The sequence below is a fragment of the Vibrio sp. R12-SG2-ISO1 genome (assembly GCF_059834045.1).
In genome coordinates, this window is sequence record NZ_JCBDGO010000015.1 from 219,304 (window position 1) to 237,934 (window position 18,631).

Here is an 18,631-nt window from a genome sequence, read left to right on the forward strand (position 1 = left end):
CTTTCATTTATAGGAAAAGGACATGCATAACCAAACTCCTCTTTCAGTCGCAGTTCGTAAAGCGATCTGGTTGGGATTGGCGCCTGCTGCAGTGGTATGTTCAAGCGCTGTCTTTGCACAAGAGAGCACCACGGAACTGGAAACCATCACAGTCACAGCCCAAGCACTTAAAGTCGACACCCCTGCCCAAGAAACGCCTCGCAGTGTGTCGATTGTCACCGAAGATGACCTACGCACTCGCGCCCCACAAAAGCTTGATGAAGCGCTGCGTTATACGTCAGGTGTAACGGCTCAGCCTTATGGTGCGGATAATGATACGGATTGGTTTAAAGTTCGCGGGTTCAATGCGACAACCTACCTAGACGGCAACCGTCTATTTCGTGATGGCTACTACACTTGGCTAGTCGAACCTTACGGACTGGAAAGTATCGAAGTCATCAAAGGCCCATCCGCCATTTTATTTGGTGAGTCATCACCTGGCGGTGTGGTCAACGCTGTTCAGAAAAAACCAACCTTCACGCCACAAGGTGAATTAAAAGTGGAGGTAGGTACGAACAATCATCAATCGATCGCATTCGACGTTTCCGATCTTGCCAATGAAGATGGCACTGTGAGATATCGACTGGTTGGAGCGATGAAAAGCAGTGAAGGAGAGCTAAACGAGACTGAGAATGATCGATTCTACTTAGCTCCTAGCCTTGAGATCGACATTTCAGATCGCACAACTCTGACTCTTCTGGCTACCTACCTTGAAGACGACGGTGTACCAACCAACCCATTCTTCCCGGCAGCGGGCACTTTGATCGGTTCCAATTTCGGTAGTATCGATCCAAGTACGAATCTAGGCCAACCTGATTACGACAAGTATGAAAGAACACAGTTTTCTCTAGGCTACCTACTTCAACACGATATCAATGACAGTTGGACTTGGTCCCAAAATCTCAATTACGCATCTAATGAGCTGTACCTTAGAAGTTCCTATGCCTTTTTCAACAATGACTCGAGTGTTGAAGAGCTAGGACAAGGGGTGGTTTATCGAGATGGGAAAAACCAGAGCTTCACTTTCGATAACAACGCTGTGGGTACTTGGTATACCTCAAACGCAGAGCAATCTGTGCTTGTCGGTTTTGATCTTCAACGTCATGAAACTGAAGGTGAAGAGCAGGACAGCTACGCATTTGGTACCATCAACCCTTGGAATCCTGTGTACGGTAATTACACCCCGCTCGACATGGCGAACAATACACATCGTGAAATCACCAAGTCACAAGCCAGTGTTTACTCTCAGTATCAAATAAAACTTAACCAAGGATGGGTCGGCAGCGTGGGCGCTCGCTACGACTGGGTTAACACTGAGAACGTTGGCCAAACGGCTAGCAGCTCAGACAAGAAATCACGAGATGATGGCCAGTTATCGTTAAATGCAGGTATCATGTATTTGTCGGACATTGGATTGTCACCCTACGCGAGTTACTCACAATCCTTTGAAGTCTTGAGCACGATTGATAGTGGTACAGGAGAGCTGTATAAGCCTCTCGAAGGTGAGCAAGTGGAAGTCGGTGTAAAGTACCAGCCAGAATTCTTGGATGGGTACATCAATGTCGCTTGGTTTGACATCAGTGAGAAAAACGCTTTGGTCACCAACCCTGATACCTATCAAGTTACACAAACGGGTGAAGCGACATCAAACGGTATCGAAATTGAAACCGTTGCTCAGCTAACGGATGATCTCAAACTCTCGGCAAACTACACCTATACCAATGCAAAAACAGAGGAAACAAGCGGACAAGGAACCAAGAGAGCCGCACTGATTCCTGAGCATCAAGCCTCTGCTTGGTTGGACTACCGCGCTCAAGCATGGATCCCTGGGCTAAATATTGGTTCTGGTGTCCGTTACGTCGGTGAATCAAAAGACAACCCGAAATGGTCAGATCTGACAGTCCCATCTGTAACCTTGTGGGATGCGTCTATCTCCTACGACATCACGTCGCAATGGCAAGCTCAACTCAACGTCAACAATATCCTAGACAAAGAGTATGTGTCTGGTTGTGATTACTGGTGCTACTACGGCCAATCACGTTCAGTGGTGCTAAACGCCAATTACCGCTGGTAATCAAGCAGATACTAAAAGGCCTAGCGAGATGCTAGGCCTTTTTTTGGCTGTTATTCCACCGTTACCGCTTTCGCTAGGTTGCGAGGTTGGTCGACGTCGGTGCCTTTGATCAGCGCAACGTGGTAAGACAGCAGCTGCATTGGAACGGTGTAGAAGATAGGTGCAGTCACTTCGTTGACGTGCGGCATCTTGATGATCTTCATGTTCTCATCGCCTTCAAACCCAGCGTCAGCATCGGCGAAGACGTACAGCAGGCCGCCACGAGCGCGCACTTCTTCAACGTTAGACTTCAGCTTCTCAAGCAGATCGTTGCTCGGCGCGATCACGACAACAGGCATGTCCGCATCAATCAATGCTAGAGGGCCATGTTTCAGTTCACCCGCGGCGTAGGCTTCTGCGTGAATGTAAGAGATCTCTTTGAGCTTGAGCGACGCTTCCATCGCGATTGGGTAGTACTCGCCGCGGCCAAGGAACAAGGTGTGGTGCTTATCGGCAAAATCTGGAGCCAACGCTTCGATCTCTTTGTCAAAGGCGAGTGCTTTTTCAATCGCACTTGGTAGCTCATGGAGCGCTTTTACAATCTCCGCTTCGCGCGTTTCATTAACGCGGCCTTGCAAGCGACCAATAGACACCACCATCATCAGCATCGCAGCAAGCTGGGTCGTAAACGCTTTGGTCGAGGCCACACCGATCTCTGTGCCTGCGCGCGTCATAAAGGCAAAGTCAGACTCACGCACCAGTGAGGAGCCTGCGACGTTACAGATGGTCATCGCCGCCATGTAGCCTTTCTCTTTAGCCAAACGCAGCGCGGCTAGGGTATCCGCCGTTTCACCAGATTGAGATAACGTCACCAACAAACTGTTTGGACGAACCACGAAATCGCGGTAACGGAACTCAGACGCGATTTCCACATCACAGCTAACGCCAGCAATGGATTCAAACCAATAACGTGCCGCCATGCCTGAGTTGTAAGAGGTACCACACGCGATAATCTGCACGTGCTCGACTTTGCTAAGGATCTCTTCGGCATTCACGCCAATCGCATTGGTGATGACAGCCTTGTCGGAAATACGACCTTCCATTGTGTTGATCAGCGCCGTCGGCTGCTCAAAAATCTCTTTTTGCATAAAGTGACGGTACTTGCCTTTATCGCCAGCATCGTGCTCAGCGTTGGACTCAATCACTTCACGCTCAACCGCTTCGCCGTTGGCATCAAAGACAGTTACTGAGCGACGAGTCACCTCAGCAACATCGCCCTCTTCTAGGTACATAAAGCGGCGCGTCACGCTCAGCAGCGCAAGTTGGTCAGACGCAAGGAAGTTTTCACCGACGCCAAAACCAATCACAATTGGGCTACCCGAACGGGCAACCACAATGCGAGAGGGATCTTTGCGATCCACGGCTACCGTGCCGTAAGCGCCTTCCAGTTGCTTGGCGGTTTTTTGCAGCGCTTCAAGTAATGTGTCTGAGGTGCGACGTTCCCACTCAACCAAGTGGGCAATCACTTCGGTGTCAGTTTGTGATTCAAACACGTAACCACGAGATTGAAGCAGCTCGCGCAACGCTTCGTGGTTTTCGATGATCCCGTTGTGGACGACGGCGATATCGCCAGACATGTGTGGGTGCGCGTTCACTTCTGACGGCTCACCGTGCGTTGCCCAGCGTGTGTGTGCGATGCCAGTGCCACCAAGCACGTTCGCTTGCTCGACGGCGTCGGCCAATTCTTGCACTTTACCAAGGCGACGTACGCGAGTGAGGTTATTGTCACTGTCGACCACCGCCACACCGGCTGAGTCATAGCCGCGGTATTCAAGACGACGGAGACCTTCCACTAAAATTTCCGCTACATCACGCTGTGCCACTGCACCAACGATTCCACACATAGGTTCTACTCCCTTCCCTTTTGCTAGGGTTGTTTGATTTAGGCGTCAGCCGAATAAGCAGCAAGCAAAAAACACTGGCGTATATCGCCAAGTGGCCAATTCGGTTCGTGCGCCGATAATATGGTTAAAACGAGATGCCTAGACTCACACTTAAGTTTAGGCACAAATTACGGTGACGCCGTGAGACTCAATCTGTTGTTGGTACTCCGGCGGTAAATCGCTGTTGGTAATCAATACGTCAATACAGTCCCAAGCGAGCTCTAAGTTTGGGATTTTACGGCCAATTTTCTCGGACTCGACCATCACAATCACTTCGCGTGAGACCTCCGCCATCACCTTGCTAAGGCCCACAAGCTCATTGAACGTGGTAGTGCCACGCGCCAAATCGACGCCGTCAGCACCGATAAAAAGCTGGTCAAAGTCGTAGGAACGCAGTACCGACTCTGCCACCTGTCCTTGAAACGACTCGGAATGTGCATCCCAAGTGCCGCCCGTCATTAGTAAAGTGGGTTCACTCTCTAATTCGTTAAGCGCATTGGCGACATTGAGCGAGTTTGTCATCACCACCAAACCACGCATGCCATCCAGTTGACGAATCAATGCGCCCGTCGTGCTGCCACTGTCGATGACAATGCGGTTGTGTTCACGGATTAAGGTGGCGGCAGCTTTCGCTAGCTCATTCTTGCGAACCGAAACATTTTCACTCAATTCATCGCTGACCACTTCTTTCGGTAGCGCGATCGCCCCACCGTAACGGCGAAGCAACTGACCATTTTTCTCTAAAGAAGCCAGATCCTTTCTAATCGTGACTTCAGAGGTCTCAAAGCGCTGAGAAAGCTCTTCAACACTGACCTCTCCTTTCTCGTTAACGAGATGGGAAATAGAGTGTCTTCTTAATTGAGTGTTTCGTTTCGACATGATTACCAAAAATCAAAGTTTCAAATCAAAACAAATTATAATCAAAACGAAACATTTACGTCCATTTATTTTGAACCAAAAAATAAAAAAATTGCGGCAAAACCTTGTCCTAAGACAATTCTTAAACAGTGATCCTTGAGTCAATCAGTGGTAGAATTCGCCACCGAAAAGAAAAAAAATTACAGAATTGACCGTTATTTTTTTGCAACTAACCGCTGATATCCTAGGTTAGTCACAAATTTGCGGCGAATTTCCCCATCAATTTAGTCATAAAATGACTAAATTTGATGAAAGACTTTCAGTAGCGAAGTTGACCTTGAAAGTACGTTTATCTCTATGAGCAACGTCTCATTTAGCCCGAGAAAACGCTCGACTTCGACATGATCCATGACTTTCAAATTGTAACTATTATTGACCGGAGAGTATCTTCCATGAAAAAGACCAAAATCGTATGTACGATTGGCCCTAAAACTGAATCTGTAGAGAAACTGACTGAGCTTGTAAACGCAGGCATGAACGTAATGCGTCTTAACTTCTCTCACGGTGACTACGCAGAACACGGCACTCGTATCACGAACTTCCGTGAAGTCATGGCAAACACTGGTAAACAGCTTGCGATTCTTCTGGATACTAAAGGTCCTGAAATCCGTACGATCAAACTAGAAAACGGCGATGACGTTGATCTAGAAGCGGGTCAAGAATTCACGTTCACAACAGACACTTCTGTTGTTGGTAACAAAAACACTGTTGCGGTCACTTACGCAGGTTTCGCTGCTGACCTAAACGTTGGCAACACTATCCTAGTCGATGATGGTCTTATCGAGATGGAAGTGATCGCAACAACAGAAACTGAAGTGAAGTGTAAAGTTCTAAACAACGGCGCACTGGGTGAAAACAAAGGTGTTAACCTTCCTGGTGTTTCTGTTCAACTTCCAGCTCTATCTGAAAAAGACAAAAACGACCTTAAATTTGGTTGTGAGCAAGGCGTTGATTTCGTTGCCGCTTCTTTCATTCGTAAAGCAGCAGACGTGAAAGAAATCCGTGAACTTCTAGACGCCAACGGCGGCGAAAACATCCACATCATCTCTAAGATCGAAAACCAAGAAGGTGTGGATAACTTCGACGAGATCCTAGAGCTTTCTGACGGTATCATGGTTGCTCGTGGTGACCTAGGTGTTGAAATCCCAGCAGAAGAAGTGATCTTCGCTCAGAAGATGATGATCGAGAAATGTAACCGTGCACGTAAAGTGGTTATCACAGCGACTCAAATGCTGGATTCTATGATCAAGAACCCTCGTCCAACACGCGCAGAAGCGGGTGACGTAGCGAACGCTATCATGGACGGTACAGATGCAGTGATGCTTTCTGGCGAAACAGCGAAAGGTAAGTACCCTGTAGAAGCGGTAACTATCATGGCTCAAATCGCTAACCGCACGGATTCTGCACTAAAAGCGGAACTAGGTTCACGTCTAGACAGCCCACGTCTACGCATCACTGAAGCGGTATGTAAAGGCGCGGTAGACACTGCTGAGAAGCTAGCGGCTCCTCTTATCGTTGTTGCAACAGAAGGCGGTAAGTCTGCTCGTTCAGTACGTAAGTACTTCCCAACAGCAAACATCCTAGCGCTAACGACTAACAAGAAGACAGCTGCTCAACTTGTTCTGACTAAAGGCGTTCGCCCAGTATTGGTTGACTCAATCGACAGCACTGACTCTTTCTACATCAAAGGTAAAGAGTTGGCACTTGAGTCTGGCCTTGGTAACAAAGGCGACATCGTTGTAATGGTATCAGGTGCACTTGTTGCTTCTGGCACAACCAACACAGCGTCAGTTCACGTTCTATAATCGTTGAACTCAGTAACATGAATCAAGGGAGCTTCGGCTCCCTTTTCTTTTGCCTGCAATCACGGATACGCATAGAGCAGTTAACAAAGAGAGTGAGATTAGCAAGAAGATTGCGGGGACTAACTTAGGCACTGACGTGCTCAATGAAGACAAGACGTACTTGAAGACGAGGCATGCTTAAAGACAAAAGAGTTCGTTATGCGATGTCGTCGCTACTGCGACAAGTAGAGACGCGGTTGCGCCCTAAGGTTTTTGATTCATACAGCGCGATATCCGCGCATTTATAACAGCGAGTGTAATCGTTCGTCATATCCGTGACGCCAACACTGATCGTGACCGGAATATCCAGCTGATTCGCCGTTGCTACCCGCAACCTATCGAGCGCACGTTCTGCTTCTTCAAGCGGCGTGTGAGGCATGATCACTGCAAACTCCTCGCCGCCAATTCGCGCCACAAAATCGGTATCGCGTAAGCGCTCTTTGATCAGATTTCCTACTCGCTGAATCACGCGATCCCCCTGGTCATGCCCTTGCTCATCATTGATTCGCTTAAAGTAATCAATATCGATCAAGGCAAGGCAGGTGGTGTTACTCTCTCCGTAGCGCTCCACTAGCTTGGCGCTCTTTCTTAGCTCTGCATCAAACTTACGTCGATTCCAAAGCTGGGTTAGCTCATCAATTTCGCTCAGCACCCTGAGGCGCTCTTCAAGGGCAACACGATCAGAAATATCCACGAGAGAGGTGATGTAATAACTGACGCTGCCTGTTTTCGATAATACGCTCTGAACACGTGCAATCAAAGTGACGTCATAATCGAGCGGCGAACTGTTGAGTCTCACCTCTCCTTCCCAAAACTGATGCTTAGACAGTTGTTCAAAAATGTGCATTGAGGCTTCGATCTGCTTTTCCCCCAGCAAGATCTTGAACACATTCCGATTCACCACCTCTTTTTGGCTTAGTCCCGTAAGCTTATTGAACTCATCATTGACTAAAATTGCTCGATACCAGCGGTCGGTGATGATCACCGCCGACATCCCACTGAGCGCCGCTCTCGCCAGTTGGCTCTCAATACTGCGTTTACGATAATAGAAGATCAATACGCCACCAGGCACGATCACTGCGATCACCAGTAGCGTCGCGAGCAGCGCCTCTTGGAGTAGATCCAACAATTCTCGACCCGTGAGATCATTGAGTTGAGGCTGACTTAAATGGATCACCAAGTACATCTCATGGCGAGGGGAAAGGAACAACTTCTCAAACACGAGTAGTTCACCGTTCTCCATCACTGAGCCGGACTCTTTGACCTGCATCTTGGCCCAAGCTTGAGGAAAGAGTTGAGGCAAACTGAAGTGCTTACGCTCTTCAATCACATGGCCAAAACGCTCTTGTTGATTGTCGCTCACTAAGAAATAACCGCCGTCATTAGCGAGTTTTGGCCGCAGTAGGCCATCGGGGGCATAGTTGAGTCTCGATGCCAACGCTTCCACATCGACATTAAGAATAAGGTAACCCGTCTTCACCTCATCGATGTATATCGGGGTCAACAAACGCAGGCTAGGACGATAGGGATAAACCACCTCACCACGCTCGATTTCCAAATCGACGCCCCAAGTCCCTATCTCATTTTTTGCCAGAGTTTGAGCGTAATCAAAGTAGTCGCGCTGCGATTTATTTTGCAGGTTCTCCTCACTCACGACCACACTTTTGCCATCGCGGAAGTTCACGCGGATCTGCTCTTTGCCTTGACGATCCAGATAGCGGACTTGGGTATACCACAACTGGCTGTCGGTCACCGAGACCCAAGACTGCTCGACAATGGTTTTATGCTCGTCCGTTGGCTCGGCAATATAGTCATAAAGATTACGACTGTGCGATAACAAATTGACGACAGAAACAAACTGATTGCGAACATTCAGATACTCGCGTTCGCTGTAGGTCAATTGATGTGAAGCTTGAGTGATGATGGTGTTCATTGCTGCCGTTTTTACTTCTTGGTATCGGCTATGATAGTAAGTCGTCACTATCGTAATGAGCACTAACATAACTAGCATTAGATACCAAAAGTTACTGCGGCTTTTCATCACTAGCTATGCTCTCAAAAAAATGAGGAGGAAGTATAGCATTAATACGAAAGTCGATTAAAGAGCGAGCGATGACACATTCGACAACTCGCTATTTTTCCCTTTAAAAAATAAAGGCTTTTAGTAAGAAATTAATCAATCTGATAAATGACATCCACGCTATCACGAATGATGATCGATGAGTCTTGGTAGCCAGATGACTCGATTTTCGCGTCCATGCTCATGGTACGCATCAATACCGGTTGGTTTTGCTGACTACGATAATCGATCCGCCACACGCCTTCGATCGTTTTACCAAACCCTTCAGACAACGCCTGCGCTTTCTGATTGGCATCACGGATCGCCGCTTGACGGGCTTGATCTTGATAACGTGCGGCGTCTTTTACTTTCAACTCAATATTGCTCACTTGGTTGATGCCCACACTCAGCGCCAGATCAAGATAATCATTGAGCTTTTCCAGTTCATTGACCGTGACTTGAATGGTACGAGTCGCACGATAGCCGACCAACTCAGGAGACCCATTCTTAGGATACTGATATTGAGGTGAGAGATAGAGATTAGAGCTTTGAATCTGCTCGCTCGGGACTTCTTCCCGCCCTAACGCTTTGAGAAAGTCACTCACCACTTGGTCGACGGCTTGTTTAGCCTGCTCTGCGGTGAGCATAGATTCGACCACGGTCACGGTAAATTTCGCCATATCAGGCTCAGCGGTGACCTCACCATAGCCTGTGGTGCTAAGGTGGGGAAAGTCTATCTCGGCAAAGCTCGGCGCGCTGGTCACACAGGCCAGCAAAGCGAGCCAGCTACATTGAACACGCACAGCAGACATTCGAGTTGGGTTGGTCATAAAGCGATCCGTATGTTAGGTATTTCATACATAATAGAAAACGTTGATTTCTTCACCAAGTGAGACAAGAGAAAACTGACAAAGAATTAACGACTCGGTTGGATCAGATGCTGCTGCGCATAACTGAGAATCGCTTCGCTGACTTCTTTCAGCAGGCCTGTTTCGAGTTGCCAGTGGTGCCAATACATCTCAAAGGAGAGACAAAACCCAGGAAGCAAATCGACCAAAGTGCCCTGCTCAAGCTCCTTTTCGATCTGTATGGTGGGAATCAAACAGTAAGCGCAATGGTTAAGCGCCATATTGACGAACGCCTCAGAGCTCGAGACCCAGTGGTTGATCCCTCGATCAATATCAATGTCATGCTGTTTGAGAAAATCTCGATGCAATGGATCGTGTTGATCAAACGAGACCGCAGGGGCTATCGATAGCGCCTCTTTGGTCAATCCTTTTGGAAAAAAACGCTCGCGAAACTGGGGCGTGGCCACGCAAATGTAATCCATCCGCCCTAAATAGCGGGCCACGCAACCACTGAGGGCTTGGCTTGCCATACTGATCGCCCCCACCACCTCACCTTGCTTGAGTTTATTAAGTGTACGGCCCTCTCTATCGACTTCAAACCTCATCTCGAGCGGGTGCTTTTTCAGTACCGAGCTCAACGCCGGTAGTAGCCAGGTGGCCAAACTATCGGCGTTGGTCGCAATCGAGATCTGACGGATTTGCAAAGGCTGCTGATTGCTAATTTCCGGAATCAACTCTTGTTCCAGCAATTGAATACGCTGATAGAAGCCGAGCAGCTTTTGACCAAGGGGAGTAGGCCTTGGTGGCTGGTCACGAACCAAGACGGGCTGCGCCACGAATCGCTCAAGTTGTTTGATGCGCTGTGACACCGCAGACTGGGTGACATACAGCGTATTGGCCGCTTTATCAAAGCCACCGGTTTTGACCACACTATCAAGCGCTTCAATCCAACGATAATCCAGCCCTTTCATTGCACCATCCTCATAAGTATTACTAATAATCAATTAGAATCATTAATTGTATTTATATCTTAATTCTGATTATTGTGGGCGCCTATCATGAACAAAAAGAGAGGTTATCGTGAGTTTCTGGTTAATGCTGCAAGGGTTTGGCTTAGGAGCCAGTATGATTATCCCCATTGGCGCGCAAAATGCTTACGTACTGAATCAAGGCATCAAACGTCAACACCATCTGACTACGGCGACGATTTGCAGCTTTCTCGACATGCTGTTTATCTCTGTCGGTATTTTTGGCGGCGGGGCGATTCTGTCACAAAATGAAACCTTGCTGACCTTAGTGACCATCGGCGGCATTCTGTTTCTCGGCTACTATGGATTCCTTTCTCTGAAAAGTGCGCTGGCCTCCCACAGCGAAGGGCTGCAAAGTAGTGAGCTATCGCGCGGTCGTAAAGCGGTCATTTTAGGCGCGCTCGCCGTCACCGTATTCAATCCGCACCTTTATCTCGATACCGTGGTTATTTTGGGCTCCATCGGCGGCCAATTCGAAGGTCAGGAGCGACTCTCTTTCGCCATCGGTACTATCTTGGCGTCTTTTGTGTGGTTTTACGGTCTCTCGATTGGCGCCGCTAAATTGGCGCCCACCTTATCCAAACCTAGAGTAAAACAAGTGATTGATTTGCTGGTCGGTACCATGATGTGGGTCATCGCTGGCATGCTCGCCAAGCACTTGCTGCAAGGCTGGGGATGAGTGGATAAAACAAAGCGAGGCTCAAGGGCCTCGCTTTTCGCATTAAATCGTTCAATCGTATTAGTCGACTTTGTTGAGATGCACGTCCATTTGTGGGAATGGAATCTCAATACCCGCCGCATCCAACGCTTCTTTAATGTTTTGCATCGAGTCGAAGTAAACCCCCCAGTAATCCGCCGTTTTCACCCAAGGACGAACCACAAAGTTCACCGAGGAGTCCGCCAGAGCGAGAACGCCAATCGTGATATCTGGATTTTTCAAGATACGCGGATCTTTTTCCAACGTTTCACGGATCACTTGCTTGGTCTGCTTAAGATCGGATTTGTACGAAACGCCAATCACCAGATCAACACGTCGCGTTTCATGACGAGAGTAGTTAGTGATCGCACCGCCGATAACGCCCGCGTTTGGCACCACGACCATTTTGTTGTCAGGCGTTTTCAGCACCGTTTGGAAAATTTGGATGGAATCAACGCTGCCTGCCACACCGGCAATCTCAACATAATCACCGGATTTGAAAGGACGAAACGCGACAATCAACACACCCGCTGCGAAGTTAGACAGCGAGCCTTGCAACGCTAAACCAACCGCAAGACCGGCCGCACCGATAACCGCAACCACAGACGCCGTTTGAACACCAATTCGGCCGAGCGCGGCAATCAACACAATCACAAAGAGTAGGTAGCGAACCAGACCGTGAATAAAGTCGACGACCGCTTTATCCATCTGCTTCTTCTCTAGAACTTTAGATATGCTGTTAGCAATGCTTTTAACAATGATGTTACCAATAAACAGTATAGCGACCGCAGAAATGATGTTCACACCATACTGAATCAGTAAATCTGAATTGTTATTTAGCCAAGATTCGGCGTGAGACAAGCTGTCGATGATTGGCGTTTCAATCCCTGTTGATTCTTCTGCCATACTCTCTTTCCTCTATTAAAGTGACTTAGTTGAATAGTTGTAGCTTACAGATTACGCAAAGCCATGGTATTTCGCCAGAGTTTATAACAATTTATATTCATTTGTATTAAAAAGCGGACACAAAAAAAGCCGCTCGATGAGCGGCTTCTTATCAATCAAAGTGACGGGCTGAATTACAATACATCAACCGCGTTTAGGTCAGCAAATGCTTTCTCTAGACGAGCAACCATTGAAGCTTGACCAGCACGTAGCCATACGCGTGGATCGTAGTACTTCTTGTTTGGCGCATCTTCGCCAGTTGGGTTACCGATTTGACCTTGTAGGTAATCGTGGTTTTCCGCTTCGTACTTACGAATACCGTCCCATGTTGCCCACTGAGTATCAGTATCGATGTTCATTTTGATGACACCGTAGCTGATTGACTCTTGGATTTCTGCTTCAGTTGAACCAGAACCACCGTGGAATACGAAGTTTAGTGCGTTAGGTGCAATACCAAACTTCTCAGCACAGTACGCTTGAGAGTCACGTAGGATAGTTGGAGTCAGTACAACGTTACCTGGCTTGTAAACGCCGTGTACGTTACCGAAAGACGCTGCGATAGTGAAACGAGGGCTGATTGCCACCAATTTCTCGTAAGCGTAAGCCACGTCTTCTGGAGAAGTGTACAGCTCAGATGCGTCCATGTGTGAGTTATCAACGCCGTCTTCTTCACCACCAGTACAGCCTAGTTCGATTTCTAGCGTCATACCCATTTTCGCCATGCGAGCTAGGTATTTTGCAGAGATCTCGATGTTCTCTTCTAGAGACTCTTCAGAAAGGTCAATCATGTGAGAAGAGAAAAGTGGCTTGCCAGTTTGAGCGAAGAACTCTTCACCCGCATCTAGTAGACCGTCGATCCAAGGAAGCAGTTTTTTCGCTGCGTGGTCAGTGTGAAGAATAACAGGCACACCGTAAGATTCTGCAACAGCGTGAACGTATTTCGCGCCAGCAACTGCGCCAAGCACTTGTGCGTCTTGACCTTCAAGTTCTAGACCTTTACCCGCAAAGAAACCGGCACCGCCGTTAGAGAACTGAACCACAACAGGCGCTTTTACTTTTGCTGCTGCTTCTAGAACGCCGTTGATTGAGTCTGTGTTTACTACGTTCACTGCTGGTAGAGCGAAGTTGTTTTCCTTTGCAACTTCAAACACTTTCTGAACGTCATCGCCAGAGATAACACCTGGTTTTACGAAATCGAAGATCTTAGACATGGATTTAATCCTATTAGCTGTCATTTTTAAAAATGGTCGTTATAAAAATAAAACTTTTCAGTTTAAATTCTTGCAAACGTTTGCTCACAACTTGCGCTATTCTAGCAAAAATGTGATGTGCCGCAAACAAGAAAGCGGGAGAGAGACTCCCCCGCTTTCTATCAATTACTTAGCGCGTGCTTCTAGCATTTCAACCGCTGGAAGGACCTTGCCTTCTACAAACTCAAGGAACGCACCGCCGCCCGTTGAGATGTAAGACACATCCGCTTTGATACCGAACTTGTCGATCGCCGCTAGCGTGTCACCACCGCCTGCAACAGAGAAACCTTCAGACGCTGCGATCGCTTCAGAGATACCTTTTGTGCCCGCTTCGAAGTTCTTGAATTCGAATACGCCCACAGGGCCGTTCCAAAGGATGGTTTTCGCGTTCTTCAGAATCTCAGCCAATTGCGCAGTAGAGTTTGGACCTAGGTCGAAAATCATGTCGTCGTCTTGAACTTCAGATACGTCTTTGATTTCCGCTTCTGCGTTCTCATCAAATGCTTTCGCACAAGCAACGTCAGTCGCCACTGGAATCGCGCACTCTTCCATTAGCTTTTTCGCTGTGTCGACTAGGTCTGCTTCGTATAGCGATTTACCTACGTTGTGGCCAGCCGCTGCGATGAAGGTGTTAGCAATACCGCCACCGACAACCAGTTGGTCAGCGATTTTAGATAGAGACTCAAGCACAGTCAGCTTAGTCGACACTTTTGAACCACCAACGATAGCAACCATTGGACGCGCAGGCTTGTCCATTGCTTTACCTAGCGCTTCTAGCTCGTTCGCTAGTAGAGGACCGGCACACGCAACGTCAGCGTGCATACCCACACCGTGAGTTGATGCTTGTGCACGGTGAGCCGTACCGAATGCGTCCATTACGAAGATGTCACAGAGTGCAGCGTACTGCTTAGACAGTGCTTCGTCGTTTTTCTTCTCACCAGCGTTGAAACGAACGTTTTCTAGAACAACAAGCTCGCCCGCGTTCAGCTCTAGACCGTTTAGGTAGTCTTTCGCTAGCTTCACTTCGCAGTCAAGTGCATCGTTTAGGTAGTTTACGACAGGTTGTAGAGAGAACTCTTCCGCGTATTCACCCTCAGTTGGGCGACCTAGGTGAGAAGTAACCATCACTTTCGCGCCTGCTTCTAGGCAGTGCTTGATTGTTGGTAGAGACGCGAGGATACGCGCATCAGAAGTTACTTTGCCATCTTTTACTGGCACGTTTAGGTCAGCACGGATGAATACACGTTTACCTGCTAGATCCAGGTCAGTCATCTTGATTACAGACATGGTTTGTCCTCTCAACTATTCAAAAAATAAAGTTTTCAGTCACTCGGCAACCCTGCCAAGCCTATTAATTCTTCAAACTGGTTTTGATATGGAGATTATCAATATTTATTTCAAGGGTAAAAATAAATATTACTCCACCGCCTTTCGGCGCTTCCAATCTGGGTGAAAATGACCGCTAAACGGCACTACCCAGCTTGTTCTGAAGCGGCCTGCATTGCGAGCGCAGTATCCAGCATGCGGTTCGCAAAGCCCCATTCGTTATCACACCAAACCAACATTTTGACCAGGTGCCCATTACTCACGCGAGTCTGGGAACCATCAACAATGGCACTGTGGGGATCGTGATTAAAGTCAATCGATACGAGCGGCGCTTCAGTATAGTCAACAATGCCGTGTAATGTACACTGAGATGCGTTAACAATGGTTTGATTTACGTCATTAACTTTCACATTCGTATTAATTGTGACACTTAAATCCATCGCAGTGACGTTTACCGTGGGAACGCGCACGGATATGGCTTCAAATTTGTTGGAAAATTTCGGGAAGATTCTTTCAATCCCTTTGTGCAATTTCGTATCAACTGGAATGATGGATTGGCTGGCTGCTCGAGTACGACGCAAATCGCTGTGATACGCATCAATCACCTGCTGATCATTCATTGAGGAGTGAATGGTGGTGATCGTGCCAGAATCGATACCAAAAGCATCATCCAACGCTTTGATGATAGGGACAATGCAGTTAGTCGTACACGAACCGTTAGAAACGACGCGATGCTCTGCGGTTAATGTTTCATGGTTCACGCCATAGATGATGGTGTGGTCGAGATCATTGGCGCCTGGGTGGGAGAACAGCACTTTTTTAGCGCCGGCCTTGATGTGCGCTTGGCCATCGGCTTGCGAGCCATAGACACCGGTGCAGTCGAGCACCATATCGACCTCAAGATCGCGCCAAGGCAGTAACTCTATGTCGTTTAGGTGCAAAATCCGAATCGAATCAAAGTCGCCACTCTCCACGACGCCGTGATGAATATAGATATGCTCTTGGTCATGCGTGATTTTTTTGCCAAAACGACCGTGGCTCGTATCGTATTGCAGTAAGTGCGCCATCGCATCAGGCTGTGCCAACTCGTTGACCGCGACCACTTTGATCTGCTGATGTTTGCCGCTCTCGTAAACCGCGCGCAACACATTACGACCGATACGTCCAAATCCATTGATCGCAATTTTAAGCATCCTTTCTTCACCCCACCTGATTTTCGTGTCACAGATAGTAACTGAGCCCGTGCCCAGATGCGAGTTCCAATCCCCAAAACCGCATATTTCTAGGCACTAGGAACTAAATAAAAAAAACCGAGCCACTCACGACTCGGTTTCCTTCAAACTACATCGCCACGATTAAGCAAGCAGTTCCTTCGCTGTGTTCACAACGTTTTCTGTCGTGAAGCCAAACAGCTTGAACAGCTCTCCAGCAGGCGCTGATTCACCGAAGGTCGTCATACCGATGATCTTGCCGCCAAAGCCGACATACTTGTACCAGAAGTCCGCAATACCCGCTTCGATAGCGATACGAGCTGTTACGTCTGCTGGCAGTACGGATTCACGGTACGCTGCGTCTTGCTTATCGAACGCATCCGTCGATGGCATAGACACCACGCGTACTTGCTTGCCTTCAGCGGTTAGCTGCGCCGCCGCTTCAACAGCCAGTTCCACTTCAGAACCGGTGGCGATAAGGATAAGCTCTGGCTTGCCCGCGCAATCTTTTAGGATGTAACCACCCTTAGCGATGTTAGCCACTTGCTCAGCGTCACGCGCTTGCTGCGCGAGGTTTTGACGAGAGAAAATCAGAGACGTTGGGCCATCTTTACGCTCAATCGCCAATTTCCAAGCGACCGCAGATTCCACTTGGTCACATGGACGCCATGTGCTCATGTTTGGCGTTAGGCGAAGTGACGCCATTTGCTCAACGGGTTGGTGCGTTGGGCCATCTTCACCCAGACCAATCGAGTCATGCGTGTACACTTGGATGTTCTGAATTTTCATCAGCGCGGCCATACGCATCGCGTTACGAGCGTACTCCATAAACATCAAGAAGGTCGCACCGTAAGGGACAAAACCGCCATGCAGCGCAATACCATTCATGATGGCCGTCATACCGAACTCACGCACACCGTAGTGAATATAGTTACCTGAGAAATCGTCTGCTTCCAGTGATTTTGAGCCCGACCACATGGTCAAGTTGGATGGCGCAAGGTCCGCCGAACCGCCCATAAACTCAGGCAGCATTTTACCGAACGCTTCAAGCGCATTTTGAGACGCTTTGCGCGAGGCAATGTTCGCTGGGTTGGCTTGCAGATCAGCAATGATTTGATTCGCTTTCTCTTCCCATTGCGCAGGAAGCTCACCGTTGAGACGACGTTTTAGCTCTGCCGCTTCAGATGGGTACGCTGCTGCGTAAGCCTCAAACTGAGCGTTCCACGCCGCTTCAGATGCTGCGCCTGCGGTTTTCGCATCCCACTGCTCGTATACATCAGCTGGAATCTCAAACGCTGGGTGCTCCCAACCTAGGAACTCACGCGCAGCTTTGATTTCGTCTGCACCTAGTGGCGCGCCGTGACAATCGTGAGAGCCCGCTTTGTTTGGTGAACCAAAACCAATGATGGTCTTAGTACAAATTAGAGTAGGGCGAGGGTCCGCTTTCGCGGCAGTGATGGCGGCGTTGATCGCCTCAGCATCATGACCATCGACAGCTGGAATAACGTGCCAACCGTAAGCTTCAAAGCGTTTTGGTGTATCGTCAGAGAACCAACCTTCCACTTCACCATCAATCGAGATGCCATTGTCATCCCAAAAAGCGATCAGCTTGCCAAGGCCCAGAGTGCCCGCTAGTGAACATGCTTCGTGAGAGATCCCTTCCATCAAACAGCCATCACCCATGAATACGTAGGTGAAGTGGTCGATGATGTCATGGCCTTCTTTATTGAACTGCGCCGCTAATGCTTTCTCTGCCAGCGCCATGCCCACTGCGTTAGTGATACCTTGACCAAGAGGACCTGTGGTGGTTTCTACGCCCGGTGCATAACCATATTCTGGGTGGCCCGGCGTTTTTGAATGAAGCTGACGGAAGTTTTTCAGATCGTCAATAGACAGCTCGTAACCACTTAGGTGCAGCAAAGAGTAAATCAGCATTGAGCCGTGGCCGTTTGATAGCACAAAACGGTCGCGGTTTGCCCATTCTGGGTTCGCTGGGTTGTGGTTTAAGTGTGAACGCCAAAGAACTTCGGCGATATCCGCCATCCCCATCGGTGCGCCTGGGTGACCGGAATTAGCTTGTTGAACACCATCCATGCTAAGTGCACGAATTGCATTGGCCAAGTGTTTACGAGAAGACATGTCTGCTCCTGAATGCATTAAGCGAATTGATAACTAAGGTGGGCGATAATTCTCGCAGAGCATCTGCGCGGGTGCAATCGATTACTGTCTAATCAACGCCAGATCTACGATATTTATTGCAAATTTCTCGAAGACCGCCGGTTTTCGTTACTGTTTGATGCAAACGATTGCTCTTTACCTCACGCGGCGGATTGAGAAAAATACGCGTTTTTACTCTACTTAAATCACAAAAATAACTTGTAATTCGAGCACGCAAAACTAGAATAGACGTCTAGATGTAGATACACCTACATAATTTAACATTATTTTTGTGCTGGGCGAGCAATGACGC

The 18,631-nt window shown here is 48.3% G+C and carries 13 protein-coding genes; 3 read left to right on the forward strand and 10 right to left on the reverse strand.

All coding sequences use genetic code 11. The features are described from left to right. The first annotated feature begins 22 nt into the window (after positions 1-22). Positions 23-2,113, forward strand: coding sequence for a TonB-dependent siderophore receptor (locus AC6R10_RS11470; RefSeq protein ID WP_500672296.1), 2,091 nt, complete (start codon positions 23-25; stop codon positions 2,111-2,113). Between the two features lie 50 nt (positions 2,114-2,163). Here the strand turns inward: AC6R10_RS11470 and glmS are convergent, their stop codons facing one another. Then, on the reverse strand, positions 2,164-3,996 hold the full coding sequence (gene glmS, locus AC6R10_RS11475; RefSeq protein ID WP_334553543.1) for a glutamine--fructose-6-phosphate transaminase (isomerizing): 1,833 nt from the start codon (positions 3,994-3,996) through the stop codon (positions 2,164-2,166). A 156-nt stretch (positions 3,997-4,152) separates the two neighbouring features. After that, entirely contained in the window at positions 4,153-4,914 is a 762-nt protein-coding gene (locus tag AC6R10_RS11480) for a DeoR/GlpR family DNA-binding transcription regulator (protein ID WP_487903578.1), read from the reverse strand. A 431-nt stretch (positions 4,915-5,345) separates the two neighbouring features. On the opposite strand from AC6R10_RS11480, the gene pykF reads away from it, so the two are divergent. Further along, complete coding sequence (gene pykF / locus AC6R10_RS11485; RefSeq protein WP_334553540.1) at positions 5,346-6,758, forward strand: pyruvate kinase PykF; 1,413 nt, start codon at positions 5,346-5,348, stop codon at positions 6,756-6,758. Between the two features lie 196 nt (positions 6,759-6,954). Here the strand turns inward: pykF and AC6R10_RS11490 are convergent, their stop codons facing one another. The 3 genes from AC6R10_RS11490 to AC6R10_RS11500 all read right to left on the reverse strand — a co-directional run bounded on the left by AC6R10_RS11490 (position 6,955) and on the right by AC6R10_RS11500 (position 10,675). Continuing rightward, on the reverse strand, positions 6,955-8,808 hold the full coding sequence (locus AC6R10_RS11490) for a GGDEF domain-containing protein (protein ID WP_500672297.1): 1,854 nt from the start codon (positions 8,806-8,808) through the stop codon (positions 6,955-6,957). Between the two features lie 161 nt (positions 8,809-8,969). Then, positions 8,970-9,686: an oxidative stress defense protein gene (locus AC6R10_RS11495; RefSeq protein WP_500672298.1), complete on the reverse strand. Its 717-nt coding sequence runs from the start codon at positions 9,684-9,686 to the stop codon at positions 8,970-8,972. An 86-nt stretch (positions 9,687-9,772) separates the two neighbouring features. Then, on the reverse strand, positions 9,773-10,675 hold the full coding sequence (locus tag AC6R10_RS11500) for a LysR family transcriptional regulator ArgP (protein WP_500672299.1): 903 nt from the start codon (positions 10,673-10,675) through the stop codon (positions 9,773-9,775). A gap of 109 nt (positions 10,676-10,784) precedes the next feature. Here AC6R10_RS11500 and AC6R10_RS11505 point away from each other — a divergent pair, with 109 nt between their 5' ends. Continuing rightward, positions 10,785-11,411, forward strand: a complete 627-nt coding sequence (locus AC6R10_RS11505; protein ID WP_334553533.1) for a LysE/ArgO family amino acid transporter — start codon at positions 10,785-10,787, stop codon at positions 11,409-11,411. Positions 11,412-11,471: 60 nt separating this feature from the next. Here AC6R10_RS11505 and mscS read toward each other — a convergent pair whose 3' ends face one another. From mscS to tkt, 5 genes are all read right to left on the reverse strand, one after another. Continuing rightward, the gene (gene mscS, locus AC6R10_RS11510) at positions 11,472-12,335 is read right to left on the reverse strand and encodes a small-conductance mechanosensitive channel MscS (RefSeq protein WP_500672300.1); all 864 of its coding nucleotides are present in this window, start codon (positions 12,333-12,335) and stop codon (positions 11,472-11,474) included. A 173-nt stretch (positions 12,336-12,508) separates the two neighbouring features. Next, a complete protein-coding gene (gene fbaA, locus AC6R10_RS11515; RefSeq protein ID WP_500672301.1) occupies positions 12,509-13,585 on the reverse strand; it encodes a class II fructose-bisphosphate aldolase in 1,077 nt (358 codons plus the stop codon). 165 nt (positions 13,586-13,750) lie between these two features. Next, positions 13,751-14,911, reverse strand: coding sequence for a phosphoglycerate kinase (locus tag AC6R10_RS11520; protein WP_334568348.1), 1,161 nt, complete (start codon positions 14,909-14,911; stop codon positions 13,751-13,753). A gap of 185 nt (positions 14,912-15,096) precedes the next feature. Then, complete coding sequence (gene epd, locus AC6R10_RS11525; RefSeq protein ID WP_500672302.1) at positions 15,097-16,143, reverse strand: erythrose-4-phosphate dehydrogenase; 1,047 nt, start codon at positions 16,141-16,143, stop codon at positions 15,097-15,099. A 162-nt stretch (positions 16,144-16,305) separates the two neighbouring features. Continuing rightward, positions 16,306-18,300: a transketolase gene (gene tkt / locus AC6R10_RS11530; RefSeq protein ID WP_500672303.1), complete on the reverse strand. Its 1,995-nt coding sequence runs from the start codon at positions 18,298-18,300 to the stop codon at positions 16,306-16,308. Positions 18,301-18,631: the final 331 nt, after the last annotated feature.

Coding starts and splice junctions, on each gene's coding strand:
- AC6R10_RS11470 (WP_500672296.1), top strand. CDS start 23: ATGCATAACCAAACTCCTCTTTCAGTCGCAGTTCGTAAAGCGATCTGG.
- glmS (WP_334553543.1), bottom strand. CDS start 3,996: ATGTGTGGAATCGTTGGTGCAGTGGCACAGCGTGATGTAGCGGAAATT.
- AC6R10_RS11480 (WP_487903578.1), bottom strand. CDS start 4,914: ATGTCGAAACGAAACACTCAATTAAGAAGACACTCTATTTCCCATCTC.
- pykF (WP_334553540.1), top strand. CDS start 5,346: ATGAAAAAGACCAAAATCGTATGTACGATTGGCCCTAAAACTGAATCT.
- AC6R10_RS11490 (WP_500672297.1), bottom strand. CDS start 8,808: ATGCTAGTTATGTTAGTGCTCATTACGATAGTGACGACTTACTATCAT.
- AC6R10_RS11495 (WP_500672298.1), bottom strand. CDS start 9,686: ATGACCAACCCAACTCGAATGTCTGCTGTGCGTGTTCAATGTAGCTGG.
- AC6R10_RS11500 (WP_500672299.1), bottom strand. CDS start 10,675: ATGAAAGGGCTGGATTATCGTTGGATTGAAGCGCTTGATAGTGTGGTC.
- mscS (WP_500672300.1), bottom strand. CDS start 12,335: ATGGCAGAAGAATCAACAGGGATTGAAACGCCAATCATCGACAGCTTG.
- fbaA (WP_500672301.1), bottom strand. CDS start 13,585: ATGTCTAAGATCTTCGATTTCGTAAAACCAGGTGTTATCTCTGGCGAT.
- AC6R10_RS11520 (WP_334568348.1), bottom strand. CDS start 14,911: ATGTCTGTAATCAAGATGACTGACCTGGATCTAGCAGGTAAACGTGTA.
- epd (WP_500672302.1), bottom strand. CDS start 16,143: ATGCTTAAAATTGCGATCAATGGATTTGGACGTATCGGTCGTAATGTG.
- tkt (WP_500672303.1), bottom strand. CDS start 18,300: ATGTCTTCTCGTAAACACTTGGCCAATGCAATTCGTGCACTTAGCATG.